The organism is Amycolatopsis echigonensis, assembly GCF_002846615.1.
GTDB classification, from domain to species: domain Bacteria; phylum Actinomycetota; class Actinomycetes; order Mycobacteriales; family Pseudonocardiaceae; genus Amycolatopsis; species Amycolatopsis echigonensis.
On sequence record NZ_PJMY01000003.1, the window covers coordinates 384,500 to 408,485 of the forward strand.

Consider the following 23,986-nt stretch of genomic DNA (forward strand, 5'->3'; position numbering starts at 1 on the left):
AACCATGCCTGAAGTAGCCGTAGCCGGTTTCGCGCAGGCGCCCAACGTCCGGAAGACCGAGGGCACCACCAACGGCGTGGAAATGCTCGTGCCGATCCTCGCCGAGGCCTTCGCCGCGACCGGACTGTCCAAACAAGACATCGGGTTCTGGTGCTCCGGTTCGTCGGATTACCTTGCCGGGCGCGCGTTTTCGTTCATCGCCGCGGTGGACGCGCTGGGCGCGTTCCCGCCGATCAACGAGTCCCATGTGGAAATGGACGCCGCCTGGGCGCTGTACGAGGCGTGGCTGAAGATCCGCACCGGCGAGGTCGACACCGCGCTGGTGTACGGCTTCGGCAAAGCCAGTGCCGGACAGCTCCGCCGGGTCATGGCGATGCAGCTGGACCCGTACCTCGTCACTCCGCTGTGGCCGGACTCGCTGGCGATCGCCGGACTCCAGGCCCGATTGGGTCTCGAAGGCGGGCTGTGGTCGGAAAAGGACCTGGCCGAAGTCGCCGCCCGAGCACGTGCCGACGCGGTGAACAATCCGGCCGCGCAGCTGTCCGGAACCGTGGACGTCGCCGAGCTGCTCGACACCCCGTATGTCGCCGATCCCCTTCGCGCACACGACATCGCGCCGGTGACGGACGGCGCGGCGGTGATCATTCTCGCGTCGGAGGAACGAGCCCGCGACCTCGTGGAGCGGCCCGCGATCATCTCCGGGCTGGACCACCGGATCGACTCCCCCGTCCTCGGCGCGCGCGACCTCACCCGATCCCCGTCCACCGCCGCCGCGGCGGCCCGGCTGGACCTCGACGGCGTCGAACTGGCCGAACTGCACGCGCCGTTCACGCACCAGGAACTCATCCTGCGCCGCGAACTCGATCTCGACGACCGCGTCCGGATCAGCCCGTCCGGCGGCGCGCTCACCGGCAATCCCATGTTCTCCGCCGGTCTCGCGCGCATCGGCGAGGCCGCCGCGCGGATCCATCGCGGCGAGGCGGCCAAAGCGCTCGCCCACGCGACCAGCGGACCCGCCCTGCAGCAGAACCTCCTCGCCGTGCTGGAGGCACGATGACGAAACAGCTCGCCGCGGTGCTCGGGACCGGGCAGACGCACCACCGCGCGAAGCGCACCGACGTGTCGATGCCCGGTCTGCTCCGCGAAGCGATCGACCGCGCGATGGCGGACGCCCAGGTCGGCTGGGACGACATCGAGGCCGTCGTGATCGGCAAGGCGCCGGACCTGTTCGAGGGCGTCATGATGCCCGAACTGTTCCTCTCGGACGCGTTGGGCGCGAACGGGAAACCGCTGCTGCGCGTGCACACCGCGGGTTCGGTCGGCGGGTCGACCGCGCTGGTCGCCGCCTCGCTGATCCAGTCCGGCGCGCACCGGCGCGTGCTGACCGTGGCGTTCGAGAAACAGTCCGAGTCGAACGCGATGTGGGGTCTGTCGATCCTGCCGCCGTTCCAGATGCCGGTCGGCGCCGGAGCCGGTGGTTACTTCGCGCCGCACGTCCGGTCGTACATCCGCCGTTCCGGTGCGCCCGAACACATCGGCGCGATCGTGGCGGCCAAGGATCGCCGCAATGGCGCGCTGAATCCGTACGCGCACTTGCGGCAGGCCGACATCACGGTCGAGTCGGTGCAGGCGTCGCAGATGCTGTGGGACCCGATCCGGTACGACGAAACGTGTCCGTCCTCCGACGGGGCCTGCGCGATGGTGCTCGGCGACGAGGCCGCCGGGGACGCCGTGCCGGGCGGCGCGGCCTGGATCCAGGCGACGGCCATGCGGACCGAACCGACGACGTTCGCCGGACGCGACCAGGTCAGCCCCCAAGCCGGCCGGGACGCGGCGGCCGCGTTGTGGCGCGACGCGGGCATCAAGGATCCGCTGTCCGAAGTGGACGTCGCGGAGATCTACGTGCCGTTCTCCTGGTTCGAGCCGATGTGGCTGGAAAACCTCGGCTTCGCCGCCGAAGGCCAGGGCTGGAAGATCACCGAAGCCGGCGACACCGCGATCGGCGGACGGCTTCCGGTGAACCCGTCGGGCGGCGTTCTCTCGTCGAATCCCATTGGCGCGTCCGGGATGCTGCGGTTTTCCGAAGCGGCGAAGCAGGTGATGGGCCGCGCTGGCGACTACCAGGTGGACGGCGCCCGAGTCGCGCTAGGACACGCCTACGGCGGAGGCTCGCAGTACTTCAGCATGTGGGTCGTCGGGTCGGAGAAGCCCTCGTGAGTGTTCGTCGCGGTTAGAACCGGGATTGCCGCTCACGAGTCTTTCCGCCGCCCCCGCAACGCGAACAACGTCCCCAGCGCCCCGACCACCGCGCCCAGCAGAGCCGCCTTCCCGCTGTTCTGCTTGGGCGCGATGATCGGCCGCAGCTGTGTCGCGACCGGGGGCTGGACCGGTTTGCGGGGAGCGTCGCGGGCGGTGGCGGTCCAGGCGGTGATGTACACCAGCATCCGCGCGATCAGCGAGATGAAGAACAGCAGGCCGATCACCGACCCGAACGCGACGCCGGACGGCGATTTGCTGATCAAGTTCAGGTAGAACCCGCCGGCCAGTTTGAGCAGCTCGAATCCCACCGCCGCCGCGACCGCGCCGCGCATCGCGCTGCGCCAGCCGACGCGTTCCCGCGGCAGCCGGGTGAGCACCCACAGGAACACCAGCCAGTCGGCGAGCAGCGCCAGCGGCACCGGGACGAACGACAGCACGGTGTGTCCCCAGCTCGTGTCTTCGACGCCGACCAGTCCGAGCAGCGAGCGGCCGACCGCCGTGCCGGAAACCGAGATCCCGAACGACACCAGCAGCGCCGCGGCGAGGCCGAGCAGCGCCAGCACGTCCGTCAGGATCGTGCGCAGCAGCGGCCCCTCGGACCGGTTCTGGCCGTACATCGCGGTGAGCGCGTCCCGCAGCGCGTTCATCCAGTTCCAGCCGGAGTACAGGCCCACGACCAGACCGGCGACCCCGACGCCGGTCCGCTGCTCCACGAATCCCGTCAGGATCGAGGACACCTGCGCGCCGATCGGGCCGGGCAGCGAACCGGAAATCCCGCGTACCAGCGCGTCGAGCAGATGCGGCTGCGACGCGAGCACGAACCCGGCCGCCGACGAGGACAGCATCAGGATCGGCACCAGCGAGAGCAGGCTGAAGTAGGTGATCGACGCGACGTAGTGGTAGCCGCCGTAGTCGATGTACCGGTTGGTGGCGCGCGCGATGTGGTCGAGCCACCGGTACCGGGCACGCGCGCGGGCCCATCTGCTCGGCCCGGGTGTCTTGCGGGAACGCTTCACTGTCACTGTCTACCCAGCGGACGCGCTGTTTGTCGCAAAAGACACGCATTCAGGCCAGGACGACGGGGGCGTGCCCGTCGTCACGGGGCAGCGGCTCGTCGGTCGTCGCGAAGACGGTCGCGCCGAGGAAGTCGAGTTCGCACCCCAGCGTCGCGAGGAACGGGGTGTCGGCGGCGTCGCGTCCGGTCGCGATGCGGAGCATGGTCTGGCGCGGGGCCAGCCGGGTGGCGTCGAAGACGTACCAGCGGCCGTCGATGCCTGCTTCGAAGACCGCGTGGAAGTCCATCGGCTGCAAACCCGGCGCGTACACCGACGTGTAGCGCGCGGGTACGTCGACGAGCCGGCACAGCGCGACGCATACGTGCGCGAAGTCGCGACAGACGCCTTCGCCGGCGAGGAGCGTGTCGATGGCGTCGTGGGTGGGGCCGCCGGAGCCGACGACGTACGCGAGCCGGTTGTGCACGTGGTCGACGATCGCCTGCACTCGCGCCCGCGCGCCGTCCAGATCGCCGATGCCCGGCGGCAGCAACCCGCCCATCCGGTCGGACGGGCAATACCGGCTCGGCCGCGTGTACCGCGCGATGTCGGCGAGCGTGACGGGTTCGGCGTTCCCGCGGTGCAGGACCCGTTCGCCGTGATAGGTGACGCGATGCTCGCCCTCGGAGAGGTCGTAAACCTCCGCGCGGGTGCCGTGTTCGAACTCGGCGGTGCGCGCGGAACCCGCGTCGGACACGGTGAGTTCGCCGGCGTCCGCGCGCACGGCGGCGACCGAGATCGCGGCGAGACCGGGTTTCGTCACCCGGACGCCGAATTCCGCGTCTACCGTCGTGCGCACGGGGCCATCATGCCGGTGCGTCGCGCTCCTTGCCGACCAGGCTGGGCGCCCGGGCGTTTCGCCTGCTCAGGCGTAGCGGACCTGGTAGTGCTTGATCCCGTTGAGCCAGCTGGACCGCAGCCGCTCGGGCGGGGCGACCTCGGCGATGGCGGGCATCGCGTCGGCGATCGCGTTGAAGATCAGGTCGATCTCCAGCCGGGCCAGGTTCGCACCGATGCAGTAGTGCGAACCGGTGCCGCCGAAGCCGACGTGCGGGTTGTCCTCGCGCAGGATGTCGAATGTGCCGGGCTCGTCGAAGACCTCGGGGTCGAAGTTGGCCGAGCTGTAGAACATCCCGACGCGGTCGCCCTTGCGGATCTGCGCGCCGCCCAGCTCGGTGTCGCGGGTCGCGGTGCGCTGGAACGCGACGACCGGCGTCGCCCAGCGGACGATCTCGTCCGGCGCGGTCTTCGGGCGCTGCTCCTTGAACAGTTCCCACTGCGCCGGGTGGTCCAGGAACGCCTTCATGCCGTGCGTGATGGCGTTGCGGGTGGTCTCGTTGCCCGCGACGGCCAGCAGGATCACGAAGAACCCGAACTCGTCGGAGCCGAGGGATTCTCCGTCGACGTCGGCCTGGACGAGCTTCGTGACGATGTCGTCCATCGGGCAGCGGCGGCGGTCCTCGGCCATGTTCCAGGCGTAGCCGACGAGTTCCGCCGACGCGGCGATCGGTTCGAGCTCGTATTCCGGGTCGTCGTAGGCGACCATCTGGTTGGACCAGTCGAACAGCTTGAGCCGGTCTTCCTGCGGCACGCCGATCAGCTCGGCGATCGCCTGCAGCGGCAGTTCGCACGCGACGTCGGTGACGAAGTCGCCGGAGCCCTTCTTCTTGGCCTCGTGCACGATCCGCTCGGCGCGGTCGCGCAAGGTGTCCTCGAGCTTCGCGATCGAGCGCGGGGTGAACCCCTTCGACACGATGCGGCGGAGCTTGGTGTGCTGCGGCGCGTCCATGTTCAGCAGGACGAGCCGGTTGGCGTCGAGGCCCTCGGCGGTCATCTGGTCGTCGAACCGGATGATCGCGGTCTTTTCCCTCGACGAGTAGAGGTCGCTGTCGCGCGAGACCTCCTTGACGTCGGCGTGCCGCGTGACGACCCAGTAGCCGTCGTCGCCGAATCCGGCGGTGTTGTGCGGCTGCGGGTTCCACCAGACGGGCGCCGTGCGGCGGAGTTCGGCGAACTCCTCCAGGGGCAGCCGACTGGCGTAGAGGTCCGGATCGGTGAAGTCGAAACCGGCGGGCAAAAGCGGAGCTGCCACGGCTTGGCCTCCTGCGCGGGATCGGCGGTGATACCCAACTGCAACGCGTTCTATGACCCCAGTAGAGCATACGGTGTTAACCAACGGAACCCGCTTGAGTGAAACCTGTTTACTTGACCGTTCCAGAACCAATCCGCGCTGGTGAGCGGTTGCTCAGTCGATAGTGATCGACTTCCCCTCTGCTATGCGCTCGCTTGTCATCAATAGGAACGTGTTCTAGTTTTGCCAGGTACGGAGCTTCGGAAGGGGACACTCGTGGGCGAACCGGTGATCGTGGCCGCGGCACGCACGCCGATCGGCAAGCGCGGCGGCTGGCTGTCCGGCCTGCACGCGGCCGAACTGCTGGGCGCGGCGGTGCGCGGGGTGGTCGAGCGGGCGGGCATCGATCCGGCCGAGGTGGAGCAGGTGATCGGCGGCGCGGTCACGCAGGCAGGCGAGCAGTGCGGCAACTTGACGCGCACCGCGTGGCTGCACGCAGGCCTGCCGGAATCGACCGGCGCCACGACGATCGACGCGCAATGCGGTTCGGCGCAACAGGCCGCGCACTTGGTCGCCGGTCTCATCGCAGCGGACGCGATCAGCGTCGGCGTGGCGTGCGGAGCCGAGGCGATGAGCCGGGTCCCGCTTGGCGCGAACCGCGGCGAAGGCGTCGGCTCCCCCAAGCCGGACACGTGGTCGATCGACATGCCGGACCAATACGGTGCGGCAGAACGGATCGCGATCCGGCGAGGTATCACGCGCGAGGACGTCGACGCGTTCGGCGTGCGGTCGCAGGCCAATGCCGCGGCCGCTTGGGCTGCCGGGCATTTCTCCCGGGAGATCGTGCCGGTCACGACGGAAGCCGGGGTGGTGGACCGGGATCAGGGGCTGCGAGAGACCACAATGGAGGGTCTGGCGCGGTTGAAGCCGGTGGTGCCGGACGGAATCCACACGGCCGGATCGTCGTCCCAGATCTCCGACGGGGCCGCGGCGGTGCTGATCATGGACGCCTCCCTGGCCCGCTCGCTGGGCCTGCGCCCGCGCGCCCGGATCCGGCGGCAGGCGCTGGTCGGAGCGGAGCCGTACTACCACCTGGACGGTCCGGTCCAGGCGACGACGCGGGTTCTCGAAGCGGCCGGGATGAAGATCGGCGACGTGGACCTGTTCGAGGTGAACGAAGCCTTCGCGTCGGTCGTGCTTTCGTGGCAGCGCATGCACAATCCGGACGAGTCACGGGTGAATGTCAATGGCGGCGCGATCGCGCTGGGCCATCCGGTGGGAAGCACCGGCGCGCGGCTGCTGACGACGGCGTTGCACGAACTGGAACGCCGCGACGCGACGACAGCGCTGGTGTCGATGTGCGCTGGCGGCGCGATGGCTACCGCGACGATTCTGGAACGGATCTGAGCCCCTGGCCCGGGTCGGGTTGGTTTCCTGCCGCGCAAGCACTTCCGCCATTGCCGACTCGTCGCCGACGGCTACGAAGCCGCGGCGGCGAGTCAGCGCGGGGATCTTTCCGCCTTCGCGCTGCCGCGGTGTTGGCTAAGGCCGGTCGTCGGTCCAGAAACAGAACGGATGCCCGGCCGGATCCCGCAACACCCGCACATTCCGCTGCGGCTGGAACTCTGCGATGCGGGCCTCCGCGGCGACCGCCTTCGCGACCGCAGCCTCCAGCGCCGCGCGACCGTCGACCTCGAAGTCGAGGTGCAGCTGCATCTGCTGCTGTCCGGCGTCGGCTGGCCACACCGGCGGCACGTACTGCGGCTCCAGCTGAAACGACAACCCCGCCCCGCCACCGGGCGGACGCAGAGTGACCCACTCCGGCTCGTCAGCGCCGATCCGCCACCCGAGCAGCTCCCGGTAGAACTCCGCCAGAGCCCGGGGATCGGGTGCGTCGAGCACGGTGGCGGTGAGTTTCATCAGCCCAGGTTAGGACTCGTCGCGCTCTCAGCTCCACGCTTCTCCGGGCTCCTGCCTCCAGCGTTCCCTCCCGGCTGGCTGCTCCATGCCGACCATCCGGGCCCTTCGCCTCGGCCAAGCCCGTCTCTCCCGCCGACGGCTCCTCACCAGGCCTGCCCAGCTGCGCCGAGGCCGCCTGGGCCGGTGAAGCGCGCACGCGAGCTGGCTAGGCGAACCGAAGGGTGGCTGGAATGTGGAAGCTGGGCAGCCTCACGCACGAGCCGACAGACCGACTACCGACCCGCGTCGCCGCCAGACCGGACCGACTCGCCTCAACCGGCCAACCACGCCGCACGGCCCAAGCCACTCCACTCGACCGGCCAACCTCGCTGCACGCCCTGACCCACTCCTCTCAACCTGCTCGCCTCCCAGCTCACTCGCTCAACAAGCCGCTCCCGCCCCGCGACCCGACCAGCCCGCTTCAACCAACCACTCCCTCACCCCATCCGGCCCCTCACCCGCACCCTCACCCCCAACTCCAGCTCCGTCCGCACCACCGGACCGTTGTCCGGCCGAGCGAAGCGCACCCAGCTGCCCGGGTGCCAGGATTCGATCCACAGCGTGTTGTCCTCCACCCACGTCAGCACCGCCTCTCGCAGGTCCAGCCGGAACAGGTGGCTTTCCTGGCCGTCCTGGAGGCGCGCGACCTCCGCCGGGTCGGTGATCTCCACCGCGTGGCCGGCGATTTTCGCGTCGCCGCCTTCCTCGATGCCGGGGTAGGCGTGCAGGGCGAAGCGGTCGTCGCGCTGGAGGTCGCGGGCCTTGCGGGCGTCGAGCATCGACCCGACGTAGGCCTCGCCGTCGCGGAAGTCGATCTCCGAACCGCTTACCCGCGGCGAACCGTCGCTTCGCAGGGTGGCCAGGACGTGCGAATCCGCGGCGGCGAAGCGGGCTCGTACGCGCGAGGCCAGTGACGGAGCGGCGGCACTGAACTCATCCCAACTCGTCATTCCCGGAGTCTCGCACCCCCCACCGACAAAAACCCGCGTCCCGGGAGCGATCGGGTGCCCCGGGTTGTGCTTGACTTTCGGCATGATCGCGGAAGATGCGGAGACTGCCGAGCATCGCTGTCCGGTCGAGGGCGGCGAACTGGCCGTCCGCACGACCGGCGAGGGACCGCAGCTGCTGCTGATCCCCGGCGGGACCGGTGCGGCGGACTCGTTCCGGGCGCTGGTCAAGCTCTTGCGCACGGACTTCACCGTGATCACCTACGACCGCCGCGGCCATTTCTCCAGCACGGACACCACGACCGGGCCCGTGCCGGTGCCGCTGCAGGCGGACGACGCGCTCGCCGTTCTCGACCACGTCGGCGGGAGCGGGCCGGTTTCGATGTTCGGCACCAGTGCCGGGGCGCTGATCGGGCTCGATCTCGTCGCGCGCTATCCGGATCGGGTCGCCGCGTTCGTCGCGCACGAGCCGCCCGCGATCCAGTTGATGCCGGACGCCGCCGGGATTCTGGAGGCCGCCGCGGCGCAGGTCCGGCTGGCCCGTTCGGGTGATCTGATGGGCGCGGTCACGCGGTTCGCGGACGGGATCGCCGGCGCCGCCCTGCCCGATCTGCCGCACCTGCGGCTGCCGAACGAAGGCGACTGGCTCCGATTGTTCGACCGCGAGCTGACCGAGTTCTTCGACTATCTGCCGGATTTGCGTGCGCTGCGCCGGACGAACACCGAGATCGTCCCGGTCGCCGGGGAGGGCAGCCGCGGCTGGTACCACTACCAGCCCGCCAAGATCCTCGCGCTCGAACTCGGCCTGCCGTTCGTCGAGACGCCGGGCGCGCACCTGGCACCGCAACGCAATCCGGTCAAGTTCGCGGCCGCGTTGAAGGATCTCCTCGCCAACGAGTGAAGGTCCGCCTCACGGACCATCCGGAGCAGCGACGCGCCGACGCCGCGGAAACTCCCGCACCAGCCCCGGGAGCACCGCCACGACCAGCACCCACAAAAACCGCGCCGGAGTGAGCGCCCCGCCGGCAAAGCCCAGCCCGGCCGGAATCCCCGCTCCAGCGAGCACGGCGACGAAGTCCCACCGCTTCCCCGTCCCGGAAGCCACCCGCGCCACCACGCCCACCACCGTGAACGCCGCGACACAGCCGCACAGCAACCATCGCGTCCCCACCGCGACGTGCCCGTGCGACACGGACTCCACGACATCCCCGAACCCGGCCGCCAGCGCCGCCAGCAGCCCGGCCACCAGGCAGTGCACCGGCAACAGGATGCGCGGCCCCCAAGCGGTCTGCGCCAAGTAAGGAATTCCGCCGAACCCCTGGAACAACGCCGCGCCCCACAAGGCCGCGAGCAGCGCCAGAACCCCGAGGACAGTCCAGAACAACGGCCCTTCCCAGTCCGGGGCCTCGGTCATCGCCTCGGTGACCGTCAGCACGCCCTCGCCCAGCACGATGATCGTGAAAAGTCCCAGCCGCTCGCCGAAATGCGCGAGGTCCAGGTGTGCGAAGGCCAGTCCCGGCAACGGCCGCTTCGACTGGCTCGCCCGGTCCGCCAGTCTGGCCGCGACCCGCTCTCCGGACATGGTCAGCCCGGCCACCAGGTCGATTCCCAATCCCAGCGCCCACAGCGCGTACTTCCACGGCGCGTCGACCCAGAACGAGACGAACCACGGCACGACGCCCATCCCGGCGTGCACGACCGGCCATTCGACGATGATCCGCGTGTTTTCGCGGCTTTCCCACACCCGGCTCGCGAGCCCGCGAACCGCGACGTAAGCGATCGCGAAGGCCTGCGCGTGCTCGCCGATGTCGTGCACCGCGCCCGCCATGAAAACCAGCCCGGCCATCGCCAGCAGCACCGGCATCGTGCGGGCCGCTTCGCCGGTGACGTTGCCGTACACGGTGAAGCACATCCACGCGGTCCAGAACGCGAGGAAGCACACGACGTAGAGGCCGGCGTCGCTCCAGGAAGTCGTTCCGCGCACGAGGTGCGAAAGCTGGGCGACGCCGGCGACCGCGACCAGGTCGAAGAAAAGCTCGAGCCAGGACGCGTGCCGTTCCTCGGTTTTCCTGATCACGGCGGCCAGTATGCCGTGATCAGGAAAACCCGCCCCTAAACCGCGCGCACTCCGTCCTGCCACACTTCCCGAACGTTCCCCGCCAAAGCCGGGAAATCGTACACATCACCCGAAACGACCACGAGGTCCGCTCGGTACCCCGGAGCCAAGCGGCCCAGTTCGGCGTCCATGCCCAGCAGCCGAGCGGCCGACGACGTGGTGGCGACCAGCACGTCCGCCGGGCTCATCCCGGCCGAGTGCATCAGTTCCAGCTCTTCGAGGTTCGTCCCGTGCGGACCGACGCCGCTGTCGGTGCCCATCGCGATCCGGACCCCGGCCGCGGCGGCCCGGCGCACCGACTCCAGATGCACCTCGGCGACCTCTTTCGCCTTCTGCACCACCGCGTCCGGCAGAGCGGCGCCCGCGGCCGCGGCGCGGATGACGTTCACCGGGGCCACCAGCGTCGGAACGAGCCAGGTGCCGTGCGCGAGCATCAGGTCGATCGCCTCGTCGTCGAGGTAGATGCCGTGTTCGATCGACCGGATCCCGGCGCGGACGGCGTTCTTGACCCCCTCCGCGCCCTGTGCGTGGGCCATCACCGCGCGGCCCTGCATCGTCGCTTCGGCGACCAGGACGTCCAATTCCTCCGGCGTGAACTGCGAATGCCGCGGATCGTCGCGGGGAGACAACACGCCGCCGGTGGTGCAGACCTTCAGGACGTCGGCCCCGGCCCGCAACAGGGTGCGCGCAACCCGGCGCATCTCGTCGGGACCGTCGGCGAGCGCACTCGGACGGCCGGGGTGCGGGAGCGACAGCGGAACGCAATGCCCGGACGGCATCCACCCGTCGCCGTGCCCGCCCGTCGGGCTGATCAGGCCGATCGCGATTTCCAAGCGGGGCCCGGGAATCAGTCCGTCCGCGACCGCCTGTTTGATCCCGAGGTCGGCCCCGGCGGCGTCGCGCACCGTGGTGATGCCGAGTTTCAGCGTCGTCCACAGGTTCCGGGCCGCCTCGTAGAACTGGTAGGAGAACGGCTTCTGCACGCGCTGCAGCAACCCGAGGTCGGACACCGTGACGTGCACGTGGCAGTCGAACATCCCGGGCAGCAGCGTCGCACCGGTGCAGTCCACCGCGCGGTCGCCGTCGAGGCCGGTCCCGACCGCGACGATCCGGCCGTCCTCGACCACGACGTCCGCCGGCGCGGGCGCGCTGCCCGTCCCCTCGAACACCGTGCCGCCGGTGAAAAGGGTCCGCGTCATACCGGTTCTCCTGTCCGCACAACGTCTCCGGACCGGGTCACGGCCCGTTCGATGGCTGCCGCGATCGCGAGCACGACCACGTTGACCGCCAGCCCGACGAGCCCGACGTTCACCGTGCCGACGAGCTTGGTGTCCACGAAGGTCAGCCAGATCACGACGACCTCGCCCGCGAGCAGCCCGGCGAACACCGGGGCCTTGCCGACCGGGACCTTCTTCAGGAAGCCCAGCAGGTTCGCCGGGGCCAGTTGCACCGACCCGGAATAGGTGAGCAGCAGCAGGTTCGCCAGCAAGTCCGGCCGGAAGATGCCGAGCACCAGAGCGAGCGCGCTGGCCAGCACGACCGTCCCGTGGTTGATCCAGAACTGGGTGCGTTCGCTGCGCACCCGCGCGATGTTTCGTGCCACCAAAGAGGAAATGCCGATCAGGATGCCCGCCGCGGGCACCATCGCGGTGGCCGTCGCGGCGACGACCACGAGCCCGGTGACCCAGCCCGGCAGCGCGTCCTTGCTCAACGTCAGCAAGACGCCGTTCGGGTCGCTTCCCTTGGGCACCACCAGGATCGCCGCGAACCCGATGATCATCGGCAGCAGCAGGCACAGCTCGTACACCGGCATCCAGGTGTAGTTGCGGCGCAGCACCTTCGGATCCCGCGCGGACATCAGCGCGGGCCACGTGTGCGGCAGCGTCATCAGGCCGACGCCGATCGCACTGACCAGCATGCTCGTGATGAACCATGTGTGGTCGTTGGCCCCGGCGTGCACGAACAGCTTCTCCGGATGCAGCTGGTCGATCTTGTGGAACACGCCGGACACGCCGCCGGCGAAATGCGCGGGCACCGCGATGATCAGCACCACCAGGACGACGAGCATGATCGCGTCCTTGAAGTACGACGTCGCCGCGACACCGCGCAACCCGGCCCACAGCACGAACGCGACCACCAGGACGCTGCCCGCGATCATGCTGAGCGTGCCGGACGCGCGGTCGCCGGTCACGAGCCGGACGATCAGCCCGAGCCCGGTGATCTGCAACTGCAGGTACGGCAGCACGAACACGACGCCGAGGATCGCCGACACCGTGCCGAGCGCACGGCTCGAGTACCGGTCCTCGAGGAAATCGCCCTGGGTCAGGTAGCCGCGCTCCTTGCCCATCCGCCAGATCCGCTTGGCGAGGAAAAACAGGACCACGTAGGCGATCGGCACGTACGGCAGCGCGTACATCGCGGCCACGCCGCCGGAGAACGCCAGCCCGGCCATGCCGAGGAAGGTGAAGGTCGTGAAGACCTCGCCGGCTTGCAGGAACCACATGGTCAGCGCGCCGAACTTCCGGCCGCCGACAGTCCATTCCGCGAGATCCGCGGCGGGACGGCGGCGGCCGACGAAGCCGAGCACGCCGATGAGCACGATGCCGGCGAGAGTGAAGGCGAGGATCATCGTCAATCCTCCTCGCCGCGGCGGGCCATGAGCCGTTCGGACAGCAGCAGGGCCGGGGTGAACATGAGACACCAGAACGCGCCCCAGACCATCATCTTCGGCAAGCCGAGCCAGAGTCCGGAGGAGTTGACGAAGGGGAGGAACGGCATCAGGACGAGAGCGGCTACGGGGACGGCTGGGGGGAGGTAGTAGCTACGCATGGGAACACGCTGCCAGAAGCAACGCCGGTCGGCAGGTTAGTTTGATACTGATGCCGCACCCAACCCCCAGCGCGGGATCGCGTCGGCGTCTGGACGGAGCGGTGTGACCGGCCCCCGGCCGGGTGCGCCGCTTCGTCCAGACGCCGACTTGAAGGCGATCCCGCCCGCGCCGACGGAGTCGGCGCCATCCAACACCGCGTTACGGAGGGATGATCATGTCCGCACCATCGCGCCGAGTGGGTTTCATCGGACTCGGGAGGATGGGCACTGCCATGGCCGGTCGCCTGCTCGACGCGGGCTACGACCTCACCGTATGGACCCGCAGCTCGGGCAAGGCGGACGCGCTGGCCGCACGGGGCGCGACCGTCGGCGAGACGCCTGAGGACGCGATCGCCACCGGGACCGTCTTTTCCATGCTGAGCGACGAAGAGGCGGTGCGGCAGGTCTTCACCGCCGAGCGGATCCGCTCCGCGCCGGAGGGCTTTGTCCACGTCAACCACGCGACCATCAGCCCGGAGGCGGCCCGCGAGTTCGCCGCGCAGGGCGGCCGCTACCTCAGCGCTCCGGTGGTCGGCCGCCCCGAAGCCGTGACCGCCGGGAAGCTGACCGTGCTGGTCTCCGGCGACGCGGACGTCCGTGCCGAGGCGGAGCCGATGCTCGCCGCGATCGGACGGCGGGTCTGGGACTTCGGCGACGCCGCGGACGCCGCGCCGACGGCGAAGATCTCGGTGAACTACCTGATCATCCACGCGCTGCAGGCGCTGTCCGAGTCGATCACCCTGCTGGAGCACGCTGGACTGGACGCCGGGCGGTTCATCGACATGATCAACGATTCCGTCTTCCCCGGCCCGGTCTACCGAGGCTACGGGGACGCCATCGCCGACAGCGCCTACACTCCGCCGGGATTCACCGCCACGCTGGGGTTGAAGGACCTGAAGCTCGCGCTGGACACCGCCAGTGGGCTTGGCGTCGAACTGCCCACCGGTCCGGTTCTGCGGGACGTGTTCGCCACCGCGGTCGAGGAGGTCGGCGCGGACCTCGACTGGGCGAGCATCGCCGAGGTCACCCGGCGACGCTCCGGCGGCGAGCGGCCGTAAGCGGCCGGCGGGAACGTCCGGGGCGACGGGCGGCAGACCGCCGAATGACGGAAATTTCACCGGCATCCGGAGTAACCCGGCGATCCCGGGAGCCCCCGCCGGTACCGTCGCCCGCGCCTCGCGACCCGCTTGAGCAGCACCGCTTCGGGAATGCACAAGCACGGGGTAGGGGCAACCCCAGGACGATCCGTCGGGTCTGCAGGTTTCCCGCCGGGGCGCCGCGCCGCAATACTCGCCCGGGTGACCACCGAAAAGCTCGTCCTCCCCTCGCCCCCACGGCCGGGAAGCGACTTCGCCCGGCTCTGCCGCCGGATCACCGACGCCGGTCTGCTCGACCGCCGCCCCGGCTACTACACCGCTCGGATCGCGCTCGTCACCGTGCTGTTCGCGGGAGGCTGGGTCGCGTTCGCGCTGCTCGGCGACTCATGGTGGCAGCTCGCCGTCGCCGCGTTCCAGGCGTTCCTGTTCGGGCAGATCGCCCTGCTTTCGCACGACCTGGCGCACCGGCAGGTGTTCCGCACGCGCCGTCCCGCCGAGATCGCCGGGCGGCTGGCCGGCAACCTCGGCATCGGGATGAGCTACGGGTGGTGGATGGACAAGCACACCCGGCACCACGCCAACCCGAACCACGAGGAGCTGGACCCGGACGTCGACCCGGACGTCCTCGTCTGGTCCCAGCGGCAGGCTCGCGAGGCGCGCGGCGTGCCCCGGTTCATCGGCCGGCACCAGGCGGTGCTGTTCTTCCCGCTGCTCACCCTCGAAGGCCTCAACCTGCACTGGTCCGGCGTCCGCGCGGTCGCGCGCCCCGGACTGCGCCGCCGCGGGATCGAAGCGGCGTTGCTGTTCACCCACTTCGCGGTCTACCTCGCCGCGCTCTTCATCGTCCTCCCGCCGGGCCTCGCGCTGCTGTTCTTCGCCGTCCACCAGGGGCTGTGGGGCGTCTACATGGGTTCGATCTTCGCGCCGAACCACAAGGGCATGCCGACGCTGACCGGCAAGACGGACCTGGACTTCCTCCGCAAGCAGGTGCTCACCTCCCGGAACGTCGCGGGCGGACCGGTGGTCGACGTCCTGCTCGGCGGCCTCAACCACCAGATCGAGCACCACCTGTTCCCGAGCATGCCGTCGGTGCATCTGCGCCGGGCCCAGCCGATGGTGGAGGCGTACTGCGCCGAGATCGGCATTCCCTACCTGCGGACCGGGCTGGTGTCGTCGTACCGGCAGACGCTGCGGCACCTGTACGAAGCTGGGGCCCCTCTCAGGAACGCTTCGTAGACTCGGTGGCATGACGTTCGCGGCATTGACTCCGGTGGCCTTCGGTGCGAGGGCCACCGGAGCTCGTGCGGAGCGGATGCACCAGTCTCCGCAGTTCGCCGACGGCGTGTTCCGCAACGCCGCCGCGACTCGCGCGACGCCCTCCTCCCCCGGTGCGCTCGTGCGCGAATTCCTGTTCGGCGAGGACCGCGCCCGCCGCCGTCCGGGTGGTGCGGTCCCGCTGGTCTCCTCGCCCGCCGCCTCCTCCGCCGACGGCCTTTTCCTTACCTGGTACGGACACGCGTCCACGCTGGTGGAGATCGACGGCGCCCGCGTGCTGTGCGATCCGGTGTGGGGCGACCGGGTTTCGCCCGCCGCGTTCGCCGGGCCTCGACGGCTGCACGCTCCCCCGGTTTCGCTGCGCGAACTGGGCCGGCTGGACGCGATCGTGATCTCCCACGACCACTACGACCACCTGGACCTGCCCACCGTCCAGGCGCTGATTTCGCTGACCGACGCGCCGTTTCTCGTCCCGCTCGGCGTCGGCGCGCACCTCGAACGGTGGCACGTCCCGGCCGCGCGGATCATCGAACTCGACTGGCACGAGGCCGCGGTGGTGGCCGGGATCCGGTTCGTCGCGACACCCGCGCAGCATTTCTCCGGCCGCGGCCTCGCGAACGACAGCACTCTGTGGGCGTCGTGGGTGATCGCCGGTCCGGAGCATCGCGTCTACTACAGCGGCGACACCGGGTACTTCCCCGGTTTCGCCGAGATCGGCGAGCAGCACGGCCCGTTCGACGCGACGCTGATCCAGGTCGGCGCATACGCCCCGCACTGGCCGGACATCCACATGACGCCGGAGGAAGGGGTCGCCGCCCACCTGGACGTGCGCGGCGGCCTGCTGATCCCGGTGCACTGGGCGACGTTCACGCTGGCCATGCACACCTGGTCGGACCCCGCGGACCGGGTGTGGCGGGAGGCGAAGGCCAACGACCTCCCGCTCGCGATCCCGAAACCCGGGGAACGGATCGACGCGTCCGCTCCCCCTCCGGTCGACGGCTGGTGGCAGACCCTCGGCTAAACCGAGGCGGGAGAAGGCGCGAACTCGATCCGGTGGCGATGCAGGTCCCCGAACATCTTCTCCGGGCTCATCACCGTCTTCATCATCACCGGCATCAGCAGGTCACGCATGATCCGCGCCACCGGACCCGCCGCCTTGTCGTTGTTGATTTTCGCCGCCCGCGCGATGATCCGCTCGACCCGTTCCCGCCGGGCCGCCTCGTACTGGGCGAAAGCCGTTGCCACGTCCGGGTTGTCTCGCAGCGCGCGAGCCAGCTCGAGAGAGCTCTCGATCGCCTGCGACGCTCCCTGCCCGGAACTCGGCGACGTCGGATGCGCGGCGTCGCCGACCAGTACGACCCGGCCGCGATGCCACGTCCGCACTGTCGGGATGTCCTCCAGTATTCCCGGCTGGGCAACGTCTTCCGGCTTCAGCAGGGCGATGATGTCGCGCGCCGGGATGTCGTCCGCGTGCCGTTCCCGGAGCACCGCGAGCCAATGCTCCGGCGACGCGGACTTCGCTTCGGCTGGGTCGGCGGCGGGAACGTTGCTGAACCAGAGAATCTCGTCCGCGCCGATGAAGTAGCCGAAGAACGCGCGCTTGCCGAAGGCGAAATGCTGATAGCTCCCGGTGACCGGCAGGCCAGGATTGCGGATCCAGCCGCCGAGACCGAGCAATCCGGTGTAGCGCGGAGCGGGCGCCACCGGGTCCAAAGCGGACCGGACTGCCGACCGGATGCCGTCCGCACCGACCAGGATGTCACCAGCAGCGGAAGTACCGTCGGCGAAGTGCGCGATCACCCGGTCCGCTTTGTTCTCGACGGACTTCAGCCGTTTGCCGAATTCGACCGTGATTCCCCGGCTCCGCGCTTCGTCCATCAGCACGCGGTACAGCCGGTCCCGGCGCAGCAGCAGGCTGGACGGCAGTTCCGGCAGCCCGTCGAATCTGCCGACCACGCGGCCTCTGTGGTTCTGCATCACCATTCCGGGCACCTCGATGCCGACCGCGGCCACCGCGTCGTCGGCGTCGATCTGCCGCAAAGCGTTGCGGCCGTTGGGAGACAGCGTCAAAGCGGTGCCGACTCCGTCCGCCGCCTTGGGATAAGCCTCGTAAACGGCCGCTTCGATTCCCGCTTGCCGCAACGCCATCGCGGTGGTCGCGCCTGCGATGCCGCCACCGATCACTAGCACGTTCATGTTCTCCCCTTGAAATAGGTTTCCCACGCCTGCCGGTAGTCCTCCCCGGCAACCGACTCGGCGAGGCGTTCGACGAAGCCGCGCTCCGCCTCGACCTTCGTGAGCCGGTAGTCCTCCTCGACCAGGAACCACCAGGCGAGCCCCTGCTCCCGCCCGGCGTCGATCGTCGCGCGGATCTCGTCGGCGATCGCGGTCAGCGCGGCGAGCCGCTGCAGGAGCAACTCGTGCACCTCGTCCACGGGCAGCACCACGAACAGCGACAGCGCCGCGCCGAACAGCGGGTACTCAGTGGCCGGTTCGGCGACGAGTTCGCGCATCCAGTCGAACAGTTCGAGCCGGCCGGTCGGCGTGATGGCGTAGACCGTCCGCTCCGGCCGCGCCGAATCGCGCAGGGTCTCCCGCGCCGCGATGAACCCGGCCTTCTCCAGCTGTCCGACCACCATGTACAGCGAGCTGCGGGTGTACTTGAAATCCCGCTCCTTGCCGTACTCCACGAACCGCCGCGCCATCTCGTACGGATGCATCGGCTCCTCGAGCAAGCCCGCCAGCACGGCCAGCCCGAGCGGATTCCCCACCACGCGTCGCTTCACCACAAGCTCCTTAGTCAGGATCGACTATACGCGCAAGAGTAGTCGATGTCGACTATGAGTCCATGGGGTAGGAAGGAGCTATGAAGCTCAAGCTCGATCTTCACGACATCTACAACCGCGGCGAGGAGATCGACCGGGCACTGCGCGCGGTCATCGACGAGGCGGTCGCGAAGAAGGCACCGCTCGTGGAGATCATCCCGGGCAAGGGGTCCGGGCAACTGAAGAAGCACGTCCTGCGGTTCCTGGAGCGCAAGGACGTGAAGGCGCTCTACCACCGCGTCGAAAAGGACAAAGACAACTTCGGGCGGGTGTTCGTGCACTTCCGCTGGAAGTAGACCTCGTGAGTGGCGATCACGGTGAGAACCGTGATCGCCACTCACGAGGGCGTCAGAGCCAGTCGTCCGGGCGGGGCCAGGGCATCAGCGCGGCGAGCGCGTCCGGCACCGGTTCGGTGACCGTGTAGCGGCCGCGGTGGAACAGCAGCGGGCGGGCGTCGGACGTCTCGCCCAGCGCCGTCACGCGCCCGACCACCACGTAGTGGTCCCCGGCCGGGTGGACGGCCTGCACCTCGCAGTCCACCCAGGTCAGGGCCCCGTCGAGCAGCGGCGCGCCCGACGGGGCAGGCCGCCAGGACACTCCGGAGAACTTGTCGCCGCCCCGGCGGCCGAACTCGGCGCAGACCGCTTGCTGGTCTTCGGCGAGCACGTTCACCGCGAAGGCGCCCGCCGCGGCCAGCGCGGGCCAGGTGCGCGAGGTCCGGGCGACGCAGAACAGCACCAGCGGCGGGTCCAGCGACAACGCCGCGAAGGACTGGCAGGCGAAACCCACCGGGCCGGTGGGCGTGGCGGGACCAGCCAAGGAAGAGGAGCCCTCGACGTAGCCGGTCACCACCGTCACCCCAGTGCAGAAGTGCCCCAGCACCTCGCGAAACCGGTCCGGCACGACCTCCGGGACGGCGGCGGTCATTGCGCGCCCACGGAGAAATCGTGGCCCCACAACGAAACCGCGGTGCTCTCGCGAGCGATCCACGCCTCGTCCTCGACCTGACGGCCCTCGCAGCCGAACTCGACGTCGAAGCCGCCCGGGGTCTTCATGTAGAACGACAGCATCAGGTCGTTCACGTGCCGGCCCAGCGTCGCCGACATCGGGACGTTCCTGCGCTTCGCGCGGTCCAGGCACAGCCCGACATCGTCGGTCTCCTCGACCTCCACCATCAGGTGGACGATCCCGCTCGGCGTCGGCATCGGCAGGAACGCCAGGCTGTGGTGCCGCGGGTTGCAGCCGAAGAAGCGCAGCCACGCCGGATCGCCGTCGGCCGGGCGGCCCACCATCTGCGGCGGGAGGCGCATCGAGTCGCGCAGGCGGAAGCCCAGCACGTCCCGGTAGAACGCCAGCGCCGCCGCGTCGTCGTGGGTCGACAAAACCACGTGGCCCAAGCCCTGCTCGCCGGTGACGAACCGGTGGCCGTACGGGCTCACCACGCGCCGGTGCTGCAGCGCGACCCCGTGGAACACCTCCAGGGTGTTGCCCGACGGATCGGTGAAGCTGATCATCTCCGCCACGCGGCGGTCAGCCAGCTCTTCGGGCGTGCCTTCCTTGTACGGCACCGAAGCCGCGTCGAGCCGGGCGCGGACGTCGTCCAGTTCCGCGGCGTTGGCCGCCTCCCAGCCCGCTTGCGCCAGGCGGTCCTTCTCCCCCGGCACGATCACCAATCGCGCCGGGAAATCGTCCATGCGCAGGTAGAGCGCGTTCGGGTCGGAGCCCGAACCCTCCACCATGCCGAGCACCTTCAGCCCGTAGACGCGCCAGGCGTCCATGTCCGTGGCTTCGATGCGCAGATATCCCAGCGAACGGATAGCCATCACGAACTCCCGAGGAAGTCGAGGGCGAGTCGGTTGAACTCGTCGAACTTCTCCAGCTGCGCCCAGTGGCCGCAGCCGCCGAACACGTGCAGTTGCGCACGCGGAATCGTTTTCAGCGCCAGCAGCGCGCCGTCGAGCGGGTTGACCCGGTCCTCCCGACCCCAGACGAGCAGGACCCGTTGCCGCAGGCGGTAAGCCTCGCGCCACAACATGCCTTCCTCGAAGGAATCCGGCAGGGCGAACGACTTGCCCATCGCCCGCATCGCCGCGAGCGACTCGGGCGAACGCGCGATCTCGAAACGTTCGTCGATCAGCTCGTCGGTGACCAGCGCCTGGTCGTGCACCATGATCCGGAGGAACGCTTCCATCCGCTCCCGGGTCGGATCCGCGGCGAACCGGGACAGCAGCCGCACGCCTTCGGTCGGATCCGGGGCGAACAGGTTGACGCTCAACCCGCCCGCGCCCATCAGCACCAGCCGTCCCGCGCGGTCGGGATGGTTCAGCGCGAGCCGGACCGACGCGCCCGCGCCGAGCGAGTTGCCAACGAGATGCGCCCGCTCGATGCCGAGCTGGTCCATCAGGCCGACGACCGCGTCCGCACTGTGCCGGAAGTACTGCGGGTGCTCAGTCGGCTTGTCGGACCGGCCGAACCCGGGCTGGTCGATCGCCAGCGTCCGGTAGGACTTCCCGAACACCGGCAGGTTCCGGCCGAAATTGCTCCACGCCGAGGCACCGGGGCCGCCGCCGTGCAGCAACAGCACCGTCTCGGCGTTTTCCGCGCCGGATTCGTGGTAGTGCAGGCGAAGCCCGCCCGCAGTGTCTACATAGGAACCTTCGGGCGCCATCAGACCATCGCATTCTCGACGGGCAAGCCGAACTCGCCGGTGCCGAACATGACGTACGCGCGCTCCGCGTCGTTCGCCGCGTGCACCCGGCCCGCGTGCGCGTCGCGCCAGAAGCGCTGGATCGGCGTGCCCCGCTGCAGCGCGCGGCCGCCGGAGTTCTCGAAAAGCCGGTCGATCGCGGAGATCGCCCGCTCGGTGCCGCGCACCTGGTCCCGGCGCACCCGCAACCGCGTGCTGAACGGCAGCTTCTCGCCCTTGCAGGCCAGCTGGTACAGCTCGTCGATGTTGTGCGTCAGCTGCAGCCAGGCCGCGTCGATCTCGCTGCCCGCCTCGGCGATCCGCACCTTCGCGAACGGGTCCTCCTTGGACTGTTCGCCCGCGTACGCCGCCCGCACCCGCTTGCCCTGGTGCTCCACGTGCGCGTCGTACGCGCCCTGTGCCATCCCGATGATCGGCGCGGTGATGGTGCTCGGGTGGACGGAACCGTACGGAAGCCGGTACAGCGGGCCGGGGTTGACTTCCTGACCCGGGGTCTTGCACTTCGACGTCGCCATGAAGCTCAGCGCGCGGTGCTGCGGCACGAAAACGTCCTCGACGACGATGTCGTTGGACCCGGTGCCGCGCAGCCCGACCGTGTCCCAGACGTCCACAATGGAGTAATCCGAGATCGGCACGAGGTACGTGCAGAAGTCCACCGGTTTGCCGTCGGCGAACGCCGGCCCGCCCAGCAGCGCCCACGTGCAGTGGTCGCTTCCGGACGAGAAGCTCCATCGCCCGGACAGCCGGTAGCCGCCCTCGACGACGGTCGCCTTGCCCATCGGCGCGTACGACGAAGAAATCCGCACGTCGTGGTCCTCGCCCCACACGTCCGCCTGGGCTTGCGCGTCGAACAACGCGACGTGCCAGGGGTGCACGCCGAGAATCGACGCGACCCAGCCGGTGGACCCGCAGGCGCTCGCGATGAGCTTGACCGCGGTGTAGAAGGTGACCGGGTCGGCTTCGAGGCCGCCGTACGGTTTCGGTTGCAGCAGGCGGAAAAATCCGGTCTCCTGCAGCGCTTTCACTGATTCGGCGGGGATCCGACGGGCGTCCTCGGTCTCCTGTGCGCGTTCCCGCAGCACGGGAAGGAGGTCGCGCACCCCCGCGATCACGGCAGCCAGCTCGCTCATCGGCCGTCCTCTCTCGCTCGACACGCTCAAGACTAGAACACGTTCTCGTTTTTGTCGACGCGGTCCGTCCCGCGCGCGCCGTGAAGCCCCGCTCGACGACCGGAAAACACGCAGTCAGCCAGCGAGAGGCCGCTGACATACGACCTGGAACAGATTCCCACTGCGGTGCGTCCGGCCGCGTAGAGACCGCGTACGCCGGCCACCGCGCCAGTGTCCTCGTCGACCACCAGGCCGCCCAGCGTCAGCATCGGACACGGGTAGCCGAGATTGGGTTTCACCGACACGTCGATCAGCGAGTACGGCGGCGTGTCCAGCGGGCGCGCGAAGTCCGCCGGTTTGCCCGCCGGATCCGGACCGCGCTGGTACTCGGCGTATGTCGCCGCCAACCCTGCCGGGTCGATCCCGGCACGCGTGGCGACTTCTTCGATCGTCCCGCCGGTCACCCGGCCCTTGCCGAGCAGGTATCGCAGCTGCAGCGTCGCGAACCATTGGCCTTGTTTTCGGCCGTCCCGCCGGGCCTCGGCGACGATCGGCTCGTCGACCAGCAGCCAGCCGCGTCCGCCGTGCTCGGCGATCATGCGTTCGCCGATCGCCGCGCCGTACCGGGATTCGTCGATGATCCGACGTCCGTCCGCGCCCACCAGCAGCCCGCCGAGGAACGCCGACGGCGGCGTGAGGAACCGCCACGCCGACACCCGGTCCAGCTCCGCCGTGCGCCCGCCGACCTCCACGCCCATCCGGATGCCGGACCCGTCGTCGGCGGCAGTCCCGAGATCCAGCCCGCCGCGATACGCGGGCGCGTGCTCGCGCACCATCGCCCGGTTCACGATGAACCCGCCCGCGGCCAGCACGACGCCGCGCCGCGCGACAATCCGCAGCTCACGCGCGTGCTTGCGCTCGATCCGCTCGACCCGCTGGTGCAGCGATCGACGCATCGCGGGCACGTAGATACCCGGCTTCGCCGCCCAATCCGCGAGCCGCGCGTGCCGCGCCCGCACCCACGGAGGCGCGTCCCGCAAAGTGCGTGTCAGCACCCCCGTGACATTGCCCGAATCATCGGTGATCAGGTTCATCGCCTGCGTCTGCGGCAGCACCCGCACCCCGCGTCGGCGAGCCGTCGCCAGCAACTGCTTCATCAGCAGCTTCCCGGAGGTGCCCGGCCCCTTGACCCGGTGTCCGCGCGGCGCGGGTTTCGCCACGTCGCGGAAGCCGCCGGACAGTTCGCTGCCGGAGTAGTAGAGGTAATGCTTGTTGCTGGGATACGACGTCTTGTAGTCGCACATGCTGCCCTCGAACGGCACGCCTTGCCGCTCGAGCCACGCCACCATGTCGGCGCTTTCCTCGCAGAACCGCCGCAACGTCCGTTCCGACACGACGTCGCCGGTTTCCATCCGCAGGTACGCGTACATCGCGTCCACGCTGTCGTCGACGCCCGCGGCGCGCTGCTGCGGCGTCCCTCCCCCGGCGTAGACCACGCCGCCGCTCACCCGGCTGGCCCCGCCGCCGGAAAACCGGTCCACTAGGAGCACGCTGGCGCCCGCGTCGGCCGCCTCGATGGCCGCGCACACGCCGGCCGCGCCGGCTCCGATGATCACGACGTCCGCCCCGAACTCGTCCATAGCCCGCCACCCTAGAACTGGAACACGTTCTCGTCTATGGTGACGGAAGTGGCCCCGAGCA

At 69.6% G+C, this 23,986-nt stretch carries 24 protein-coding genes; 8 read left to right on the forward strand and 16 right to left on the reverse strand.

Annotated elements, in window-relative coordinates:
* Positions 1-4: 4 nt before the first annotated feature.
* Both ATK30_RS06255 and ATK30_RS06260 read left to right on the forward strand, forming a co-directional pair.
* Positions 5-1,057 (forward strand): thiolase domain-containing protein, encoded by a 1,053-nt coding sequence (locus ATK30_RS06255; protein ID WP_101434727.1) that lies wholly within the window; start codon positions 5-7, stop codon positions 1,055-1,057.
* A complete protein-coding gene (locus ATK30_RS06260) occupies positions 1,054-2,217 on the forward strand; it encodes a thiolase domain-containing protein (protein WP_101434728.1) in 1,164 nt (387 codons plus the stop codon). The genes ATK30_RS06255 and ATK30_RS06260 overlap by 4 nt, the downstream gene beginning before the upstream one ends.
* 32 nt (positions 2,218-2,249) lie before the next feature.
* Here the strand turns inward: ATK30_RS06260 and ATK30_RS06265 are convergent, their stop codons facing one another.
* From ATK30_RS06265 to ATK30_RS06275, 3 genes are all read right to left on the reverse strand, one after another.
* Complete coding sequence (locus ATK30_RS06265; protein WP_101434729.1) at positions 2,250-3,281, reverse strand: YhjD/YihY/BrkB family envelope integrity protein; 1,032 nt, start codon at positions 3,279-3,281, stop codon at positions 2,250-2,252.
* A 43-nt stretch (positions 3,282-3,324) separates the two neighbouring features.
* Positions 3,325-4,110, reverse strand: a complete 786-nt coding sequence (locus ATK30_RS06270) for a transglutaminase-like domain-containing protein (protein WP_101434730.1) — start codon at positions 4,108-4,110, stop codon at positions 3,325-3,327.
* A gap of 66 nt (positions 4,111-4,176) precedes the next feature.
* Complete coding sequence (locus ATK30_RS06275; protein WP_101434731.1) at positions 4,177-5,403, reverse strand: cytochrome P450; 1,227 nt, start codon at positions 5,401-5,403, stop codon at positions 4,177-4,179.
* A 255-nt stretch (positions 5,404-5,658) separates the two neighbouring features.
* Between ATK30_RS06275 and ATK30_RS06280 the strand changes: the two genes are divergently transcribed.
* Positions 5,659-6,789: a steroid 3-ketoacyl-CoA thiolase gene (locus ATK30_RS06280; protein ID WP_101434732.1), complete on the forward strand. Its 1,131-nt coding sequence runs from the start codon at positions 5,659-5,661 to the stop codon at positions 6,787-6,789.
* Between the two features lie 135 nt (positions 6,790-6,924).
* Here ATK30_RS06280 and ATK30_RS06285 read toward each other — a convergent pair whose 3' ends face one another.
* Entirely contained in the window at positions 6,925-7,302 is a 378-nt protein-coding gene (locus tag ATK30_RS06285) for a VOC family protein (protein WP_101434733.1), read from the reverse strand.
* Positions 7,303-7,778: 476 nt separating this feature from the next.
* Positions 7,779-8,291, reverse strand: coding sequence for a pyridoxamine 5'-phosphate oxidase family protein (locus ATK30_RS06290; RefSeq protein ID WP_101434734.1), 513 nt, complete (start codon positions 8,289-8,291; stop codon positions 7,779-7,781).
* Between the two features lie 82 nt (positions 8,292-8,373).
* Between ATK30_RS06290 and ATK30_RS06295 the strand changes: the two genes are divergently transcribed.
* Positions 8,374-9,189 carry an alpha/beta fold hydrolase gene (locus tag ATK30_RS06295; protein WP_101434735.1) on the forward strand — a complete coding sequence of 272 codons (816 nt, stop codon included), beginning with the start codon at positions 8,374-8,376 and terminating at the stop codon, positions 9,187-9,189.
* A 9-nt stretch (positions 9,190-9,198) separates the two neighbouring features.
* Here the strand turns inward: ATK30_RS06295 and ATK30_RS06300 are convergent, their stop codons facing one another.
* Genes ATK30_RS06300 through ATK30_RS06315 form a run of 4 tightly spaced genes read right to left on the reverse strand, consistent with a single transcriptional unit; the run spans position 9,199 to position 13,233 of the window.
* Positions 9,199-10,365, reverse strand: coding sequence for a low temperature requirement protein A (locus ATK30_RS06300; RefSeq protein WP_101434736.1), 1,167 nt, complete (start codon positions 10,363-10,365; stop codon positions 9,199-9,201).
* A 35-nt stretch (positions 10,366-10,400) separates the two neighbouring features.
* Positions 10,401-11,603 (reverse strand): metal-dependent hydrolase family protein, encoded by a 1,203-nt coding sequence (locus tag ATK30_RS06305; protein ID WP_101434737.1) that lies wholly within the window; start codon positions 11,601-11,603, stop codon positions 10,401-10,403.
* Complete coding sequence (locus ATK30_RS06310) at positions 11,600-13,033, reverse strand: sodium:solute symporter family protein (protein ID WP_101434738.1); 1,434 nt, start codon at positions 13,031-13,033, stop codon at positions 11,600-11,602. The genes ATK30_RS06305 and ATK30_RS06310 overlap by 4 nt, the downstream gene beginning before the upstream one ends.
* Before the next feature lie 2 nt (positions 13,034-13,035).
* Positions 13,036-13,233, reverse strand: coding sequence for a hypothetical protein (locus tag ATK30_RS06315; RefSeq protein ID WP_101434739.1), 198 nt, complete (start codon positions 13,231-13,233; stop codon positions 13,036-13,038).
* 215 nt (positions 13,234-13,448) lie between these two features.
* On the opposite strand from ATK30_RS06315, the gene ATK30_RS06320 reads away from it, so the two are divergent.
* The 3 genes from ATK30_RS06320 to ATK30_RS06330 all read left to right on the forward strand — a co-directional run bounded on the left by ATK30_RS06320 (position 13,449) and on the right by ATK30_RS06330 (position 16,665).
* Positions 13,449-14,330: an NAD(P)-dependent oxidoreductase gene (locus ATK30_RS06320; RefSeq protein WP_101440667.1), complete on the forward strand. Its 882-nt coding sequence runs from the start codon at positions 13,449-13,451 to the stop codon at positions 14,328-14,330.
* A gap of 240 nt (positions 14,331-14,570) precedes the next feature.
* Complete coding sequence (locus ATK30_RS06325) at positions 14,571-15,605, forward strand: fatty acid desaturase family protein (RefSeq protein ID WP_101434740.1); 1,035 nt, start codon at positions 14,571-14,573, stop codon at positions 15,603-15,605.
* A gap of 10 nt (positions 15,606-15,615) precedes the next feature.
* The gene (locus ATK30_RS06330; RefSeq protein WP_101434741.1) at positions 15,616-16,665 is read left to right on the forward strand and encodes an MBL fold metallo-hydrolase; all 1,050 of its coding nucleotides are present in this window, start codon (positions 15,616-15,618) and stop codon (positions 16,663-16,665) included.
* On the opposite strand, the gene ATK30_RS06335 is transcribed toward ATK30_RS06330, so the two are convergent.
* Positions 16,662-17,840 (reverse strand): FAD-dependent oxidoreductase, encoded by a 1,179-nt coding sequence (locus tag ATK30_RS06335; RefSeq protein WP_208637288.1) that lies wholly within the window; start codon positions 17,838-17,840, stop codon positions 16,662-16,664. The two genes, ATK30_RS06330 and ATK30_RS06335, sit on opposite strands and share 4 nt — an antisense overlap.
* On the reverse strand, positions 17,837-18,430 hold the full coding sequence (locus ATK30_RS06340; protein WP_244194536.1) for a PadR family transcriptional regulator: 594 nt from the start codon (positions 18,428-18,430) through the stop codon (positions 17,837-17,839). Before ATK30_RS06340 ends, ATK30_RS06335 begins: the two co-directional genes overlap by 4 nt.
* A gap of 80 nt (positions 18,431-18,510) precedes the next feature.
* Here ATK30_RS06340 and ATK30_RS06345 point away from each other — a divergent pair, with 80 nt between their 5' ends.
* A complete protein-coding gene (locus ATK30_RS06345) occupies positions 18,511-18,765 on the forward strand; it encodes a Smr/MutS family protein (RefSeq protein WP_101434744.1) in 255 nt (84 codons plus the stop codon).
* A 52-nt stretch (positions 18,766-18,817) separates the two neighbouring features.
* On the opposite strand, the gene hsaB is transcribed toward ATK30_RS06345, so the two are convergent.
* From hsaB to ATK30_RS06370, 5 genes are read right to left on the reverse strand one after another with little or no spacing between them, the layout of a single operon-like run.
* A complete protein-coding gene (gene hsaB / locus ATK30_RS06350) occupies positions 18,818-19,396 on the reverse strand; it encodes a 3-hydroxy-9,10-secoandrosta-1,3,5(10)-triene-9,17-dione monooxygenase reductase subunit (protein WP_101434745.1) in 579 nt (192 codons plus the stop codon).
* Positions 19,393-20,292: an iron-dependent extradiol dioxygenase HsaC gene (hsaC, locus tag ATK30_RS06355; protein ID WP_101434746.1), complete on the reverse strand. Its 900-nt coding sequence runs from the start codon at positions 20,290-20,292 to the stop codon at positions 19,393-19,395. The genes hsaB and hsaC overlap by 4 nt, the downstream gene beginning before the upstream one ends.
* A complete protein-coding gene (gene hsaD, locus ATK30_RS06360; protein ID WP_208637289.1) occupies positions 20,292-21,137 on the reverse strand; it encodes a 4,5:9,10-diseco-3-hydroxy-5,9,17-trioxoandrosta-1(10),2-diene-4-oate hydrolase in 846 nt (281 codons plus the stop codon). The genes hsaC and hsaD overlap by 1 nt, the downstream gene beginning before the upstream one ends.
* On the reverse strand, positions 21,137-22,306 hold the full coding sequence (hsaA, locus tag ATK30_RS06365; RefSeq protein WP_101434747.1) for a 3-hydroxy-9,10-secoandrosta-1,3,5(10)-triene-9,17-dione monooxygenase oxygenase subunit: 1,170 nt from the start codon (positions 22,304-22,306) through the stop codon (positions 21,137-21,139). The genes hsaD and hsaA overlap by 1 nt, the downstream gene beginning before the upstream one ends.
* A gap of 32 nt (positions 22,307-22,338) precedes the next feature.
* On the reverse strand, positions 22,339-23,925 hold the full coding sequence (locus ATK30_RS06370; RefSeq protein WP_101434748.1) for an FAD-binding protein: 1,587 nt from the start codon (positions 23,923-23,925) through the stop codon (positions 22,339-22,341).
* Between the last annotated feature and the right edge of the window lie 61 nt (positions 23,926-23,986).

What these genes read in the sequence shown, in the direction of transcription:
- ATK30_RS06290 (WP_101434734.1), bottom strand. Translation starts at nt 8,291, where the DNA reads ATGACGAGTTGGGATGAGTTCAGTGCCGCCGCTCCGTCACTGGCCTCG.
- hsaB (WP_101434745.1), bottom strand. Translation starts at nt 19,396, where the DNA reads ATGACCGCCGCCGTCCCGGAGGTCGTGCCGGACCGGTTTCGCGAGGTG.
- hsaA (WP_101434747.1), bottom strand. Translation starts at nt 22,306, where the DNA reads ATGAGCGAGCTGGCTGCCGTGATCGCGGGGGTGCGCGACCTCCTTCCC.
- ATK30_RS06260 (WP_101434728.1), top strand. Translation starts at nt 1,054, where the DNA reads ATGACGAAACAGCTCGCCGCGGTGCTCGGGACCGGGCAGACGCACCAC.
- ATK30_RS06315 (WP_101434739.1), bottom strand. Translation starts at nt 13,233, where the DNA reads ATGCGTAGCTACTACCTCCCCCCAGCCGTCCCCGTAGCCGCTCTCGTC.
- ATK30_RS06295 (WP_101434735.1), top strand. Translation starts at nt 8,374, where the DNA reads ATGATCGCGGAAGATGCGGAGACTGCCGAGCATCGCTGTCCGGTCGAG.
- ATK30_RS06335 (WP_208637288.1), bottom strand. Translation starts at nt 17,840, where the DNA reads ATGAACGTGCTAGTGATCGGTGGCGGCATCGCAGGCGCGACCACCGCG.
- ATK30_RS06305 (WP_101434737.1), bottom strand. Translation starts at nt 11,603, where the DNA reads ATGACGCGGACCCTTTTCACCGGCGGCACGGTGTTCGAGGGGACGGGC.
- ATK30_RS06310 (WP_101434738.1), bottom strand. Translation starts at nt 13,033, where the DNA reads ATGATCCTCGCCTTCACTCTCGCCGGCATCGTGCTCATCGGCGTGCTC.
- ATK30_RS06285 (WP_101434733.1), bottom strand. Translation starts at nt 7,302, where the DNA reads ATGAAACTCACCGCCACCGTGCTCGACGCACCCGATCCCCGGGCTCTG.
- ATK30_RS06255 (WP_101434727.1), top strand. Translation starts at nt 5, where the DNA reads ATGCCTGAAGTAGCCGTAGCCGGTTTCGCGCAGGCGCCCAACGTCCGG.
- ATK30_RS06345 (WP_101434744.1), top strand. Translation starts at nt 18,511, where the DNA reads ATGAAGCTCAAGCTCGATCTTCACGACATCTACAACCGCGGCGAGGAG.
- ATK30_RS06370 (WP_101434748.1), bottom strand. Translation starts at nt 23,925, where the DNA reads ATGGACGAGTTCGGGGCGGACGTCGTGATCATCGGAGCCGGCGCGGCC.
- ATK30_RS06330 (WP_101434741.1), top strand. Translation starts at nt 15,616, where the DNA reads ATGACGTTCGCGGCATTGACTCCGGTGGCCTTCGGTGCGAGGGCCACC.
- ATK30_RS06320 (WP_101440667.1), top strand. Translation starts at nt 13,449, where the DNA reads ATGTCCGCACCATCGCGCCGAGTGGGTTTCATCGGACTCGGGAGGATG.
- hsaC (WP_101434746.1), bottom strand. Translation starts at nt 20,292, where the DNA reads ATGGCTATCCGTTCGCTGGGATATCTGCGCATCGAAGCCACGGACATG.
- hsaD (WP_208637289.1), bottom strand. Translation starts at nt 21,137, where the DNA reads ATGGCGCCCGAAGGTTCCTATGTAGACACTGCGGGCGGGCTTCGCCTG.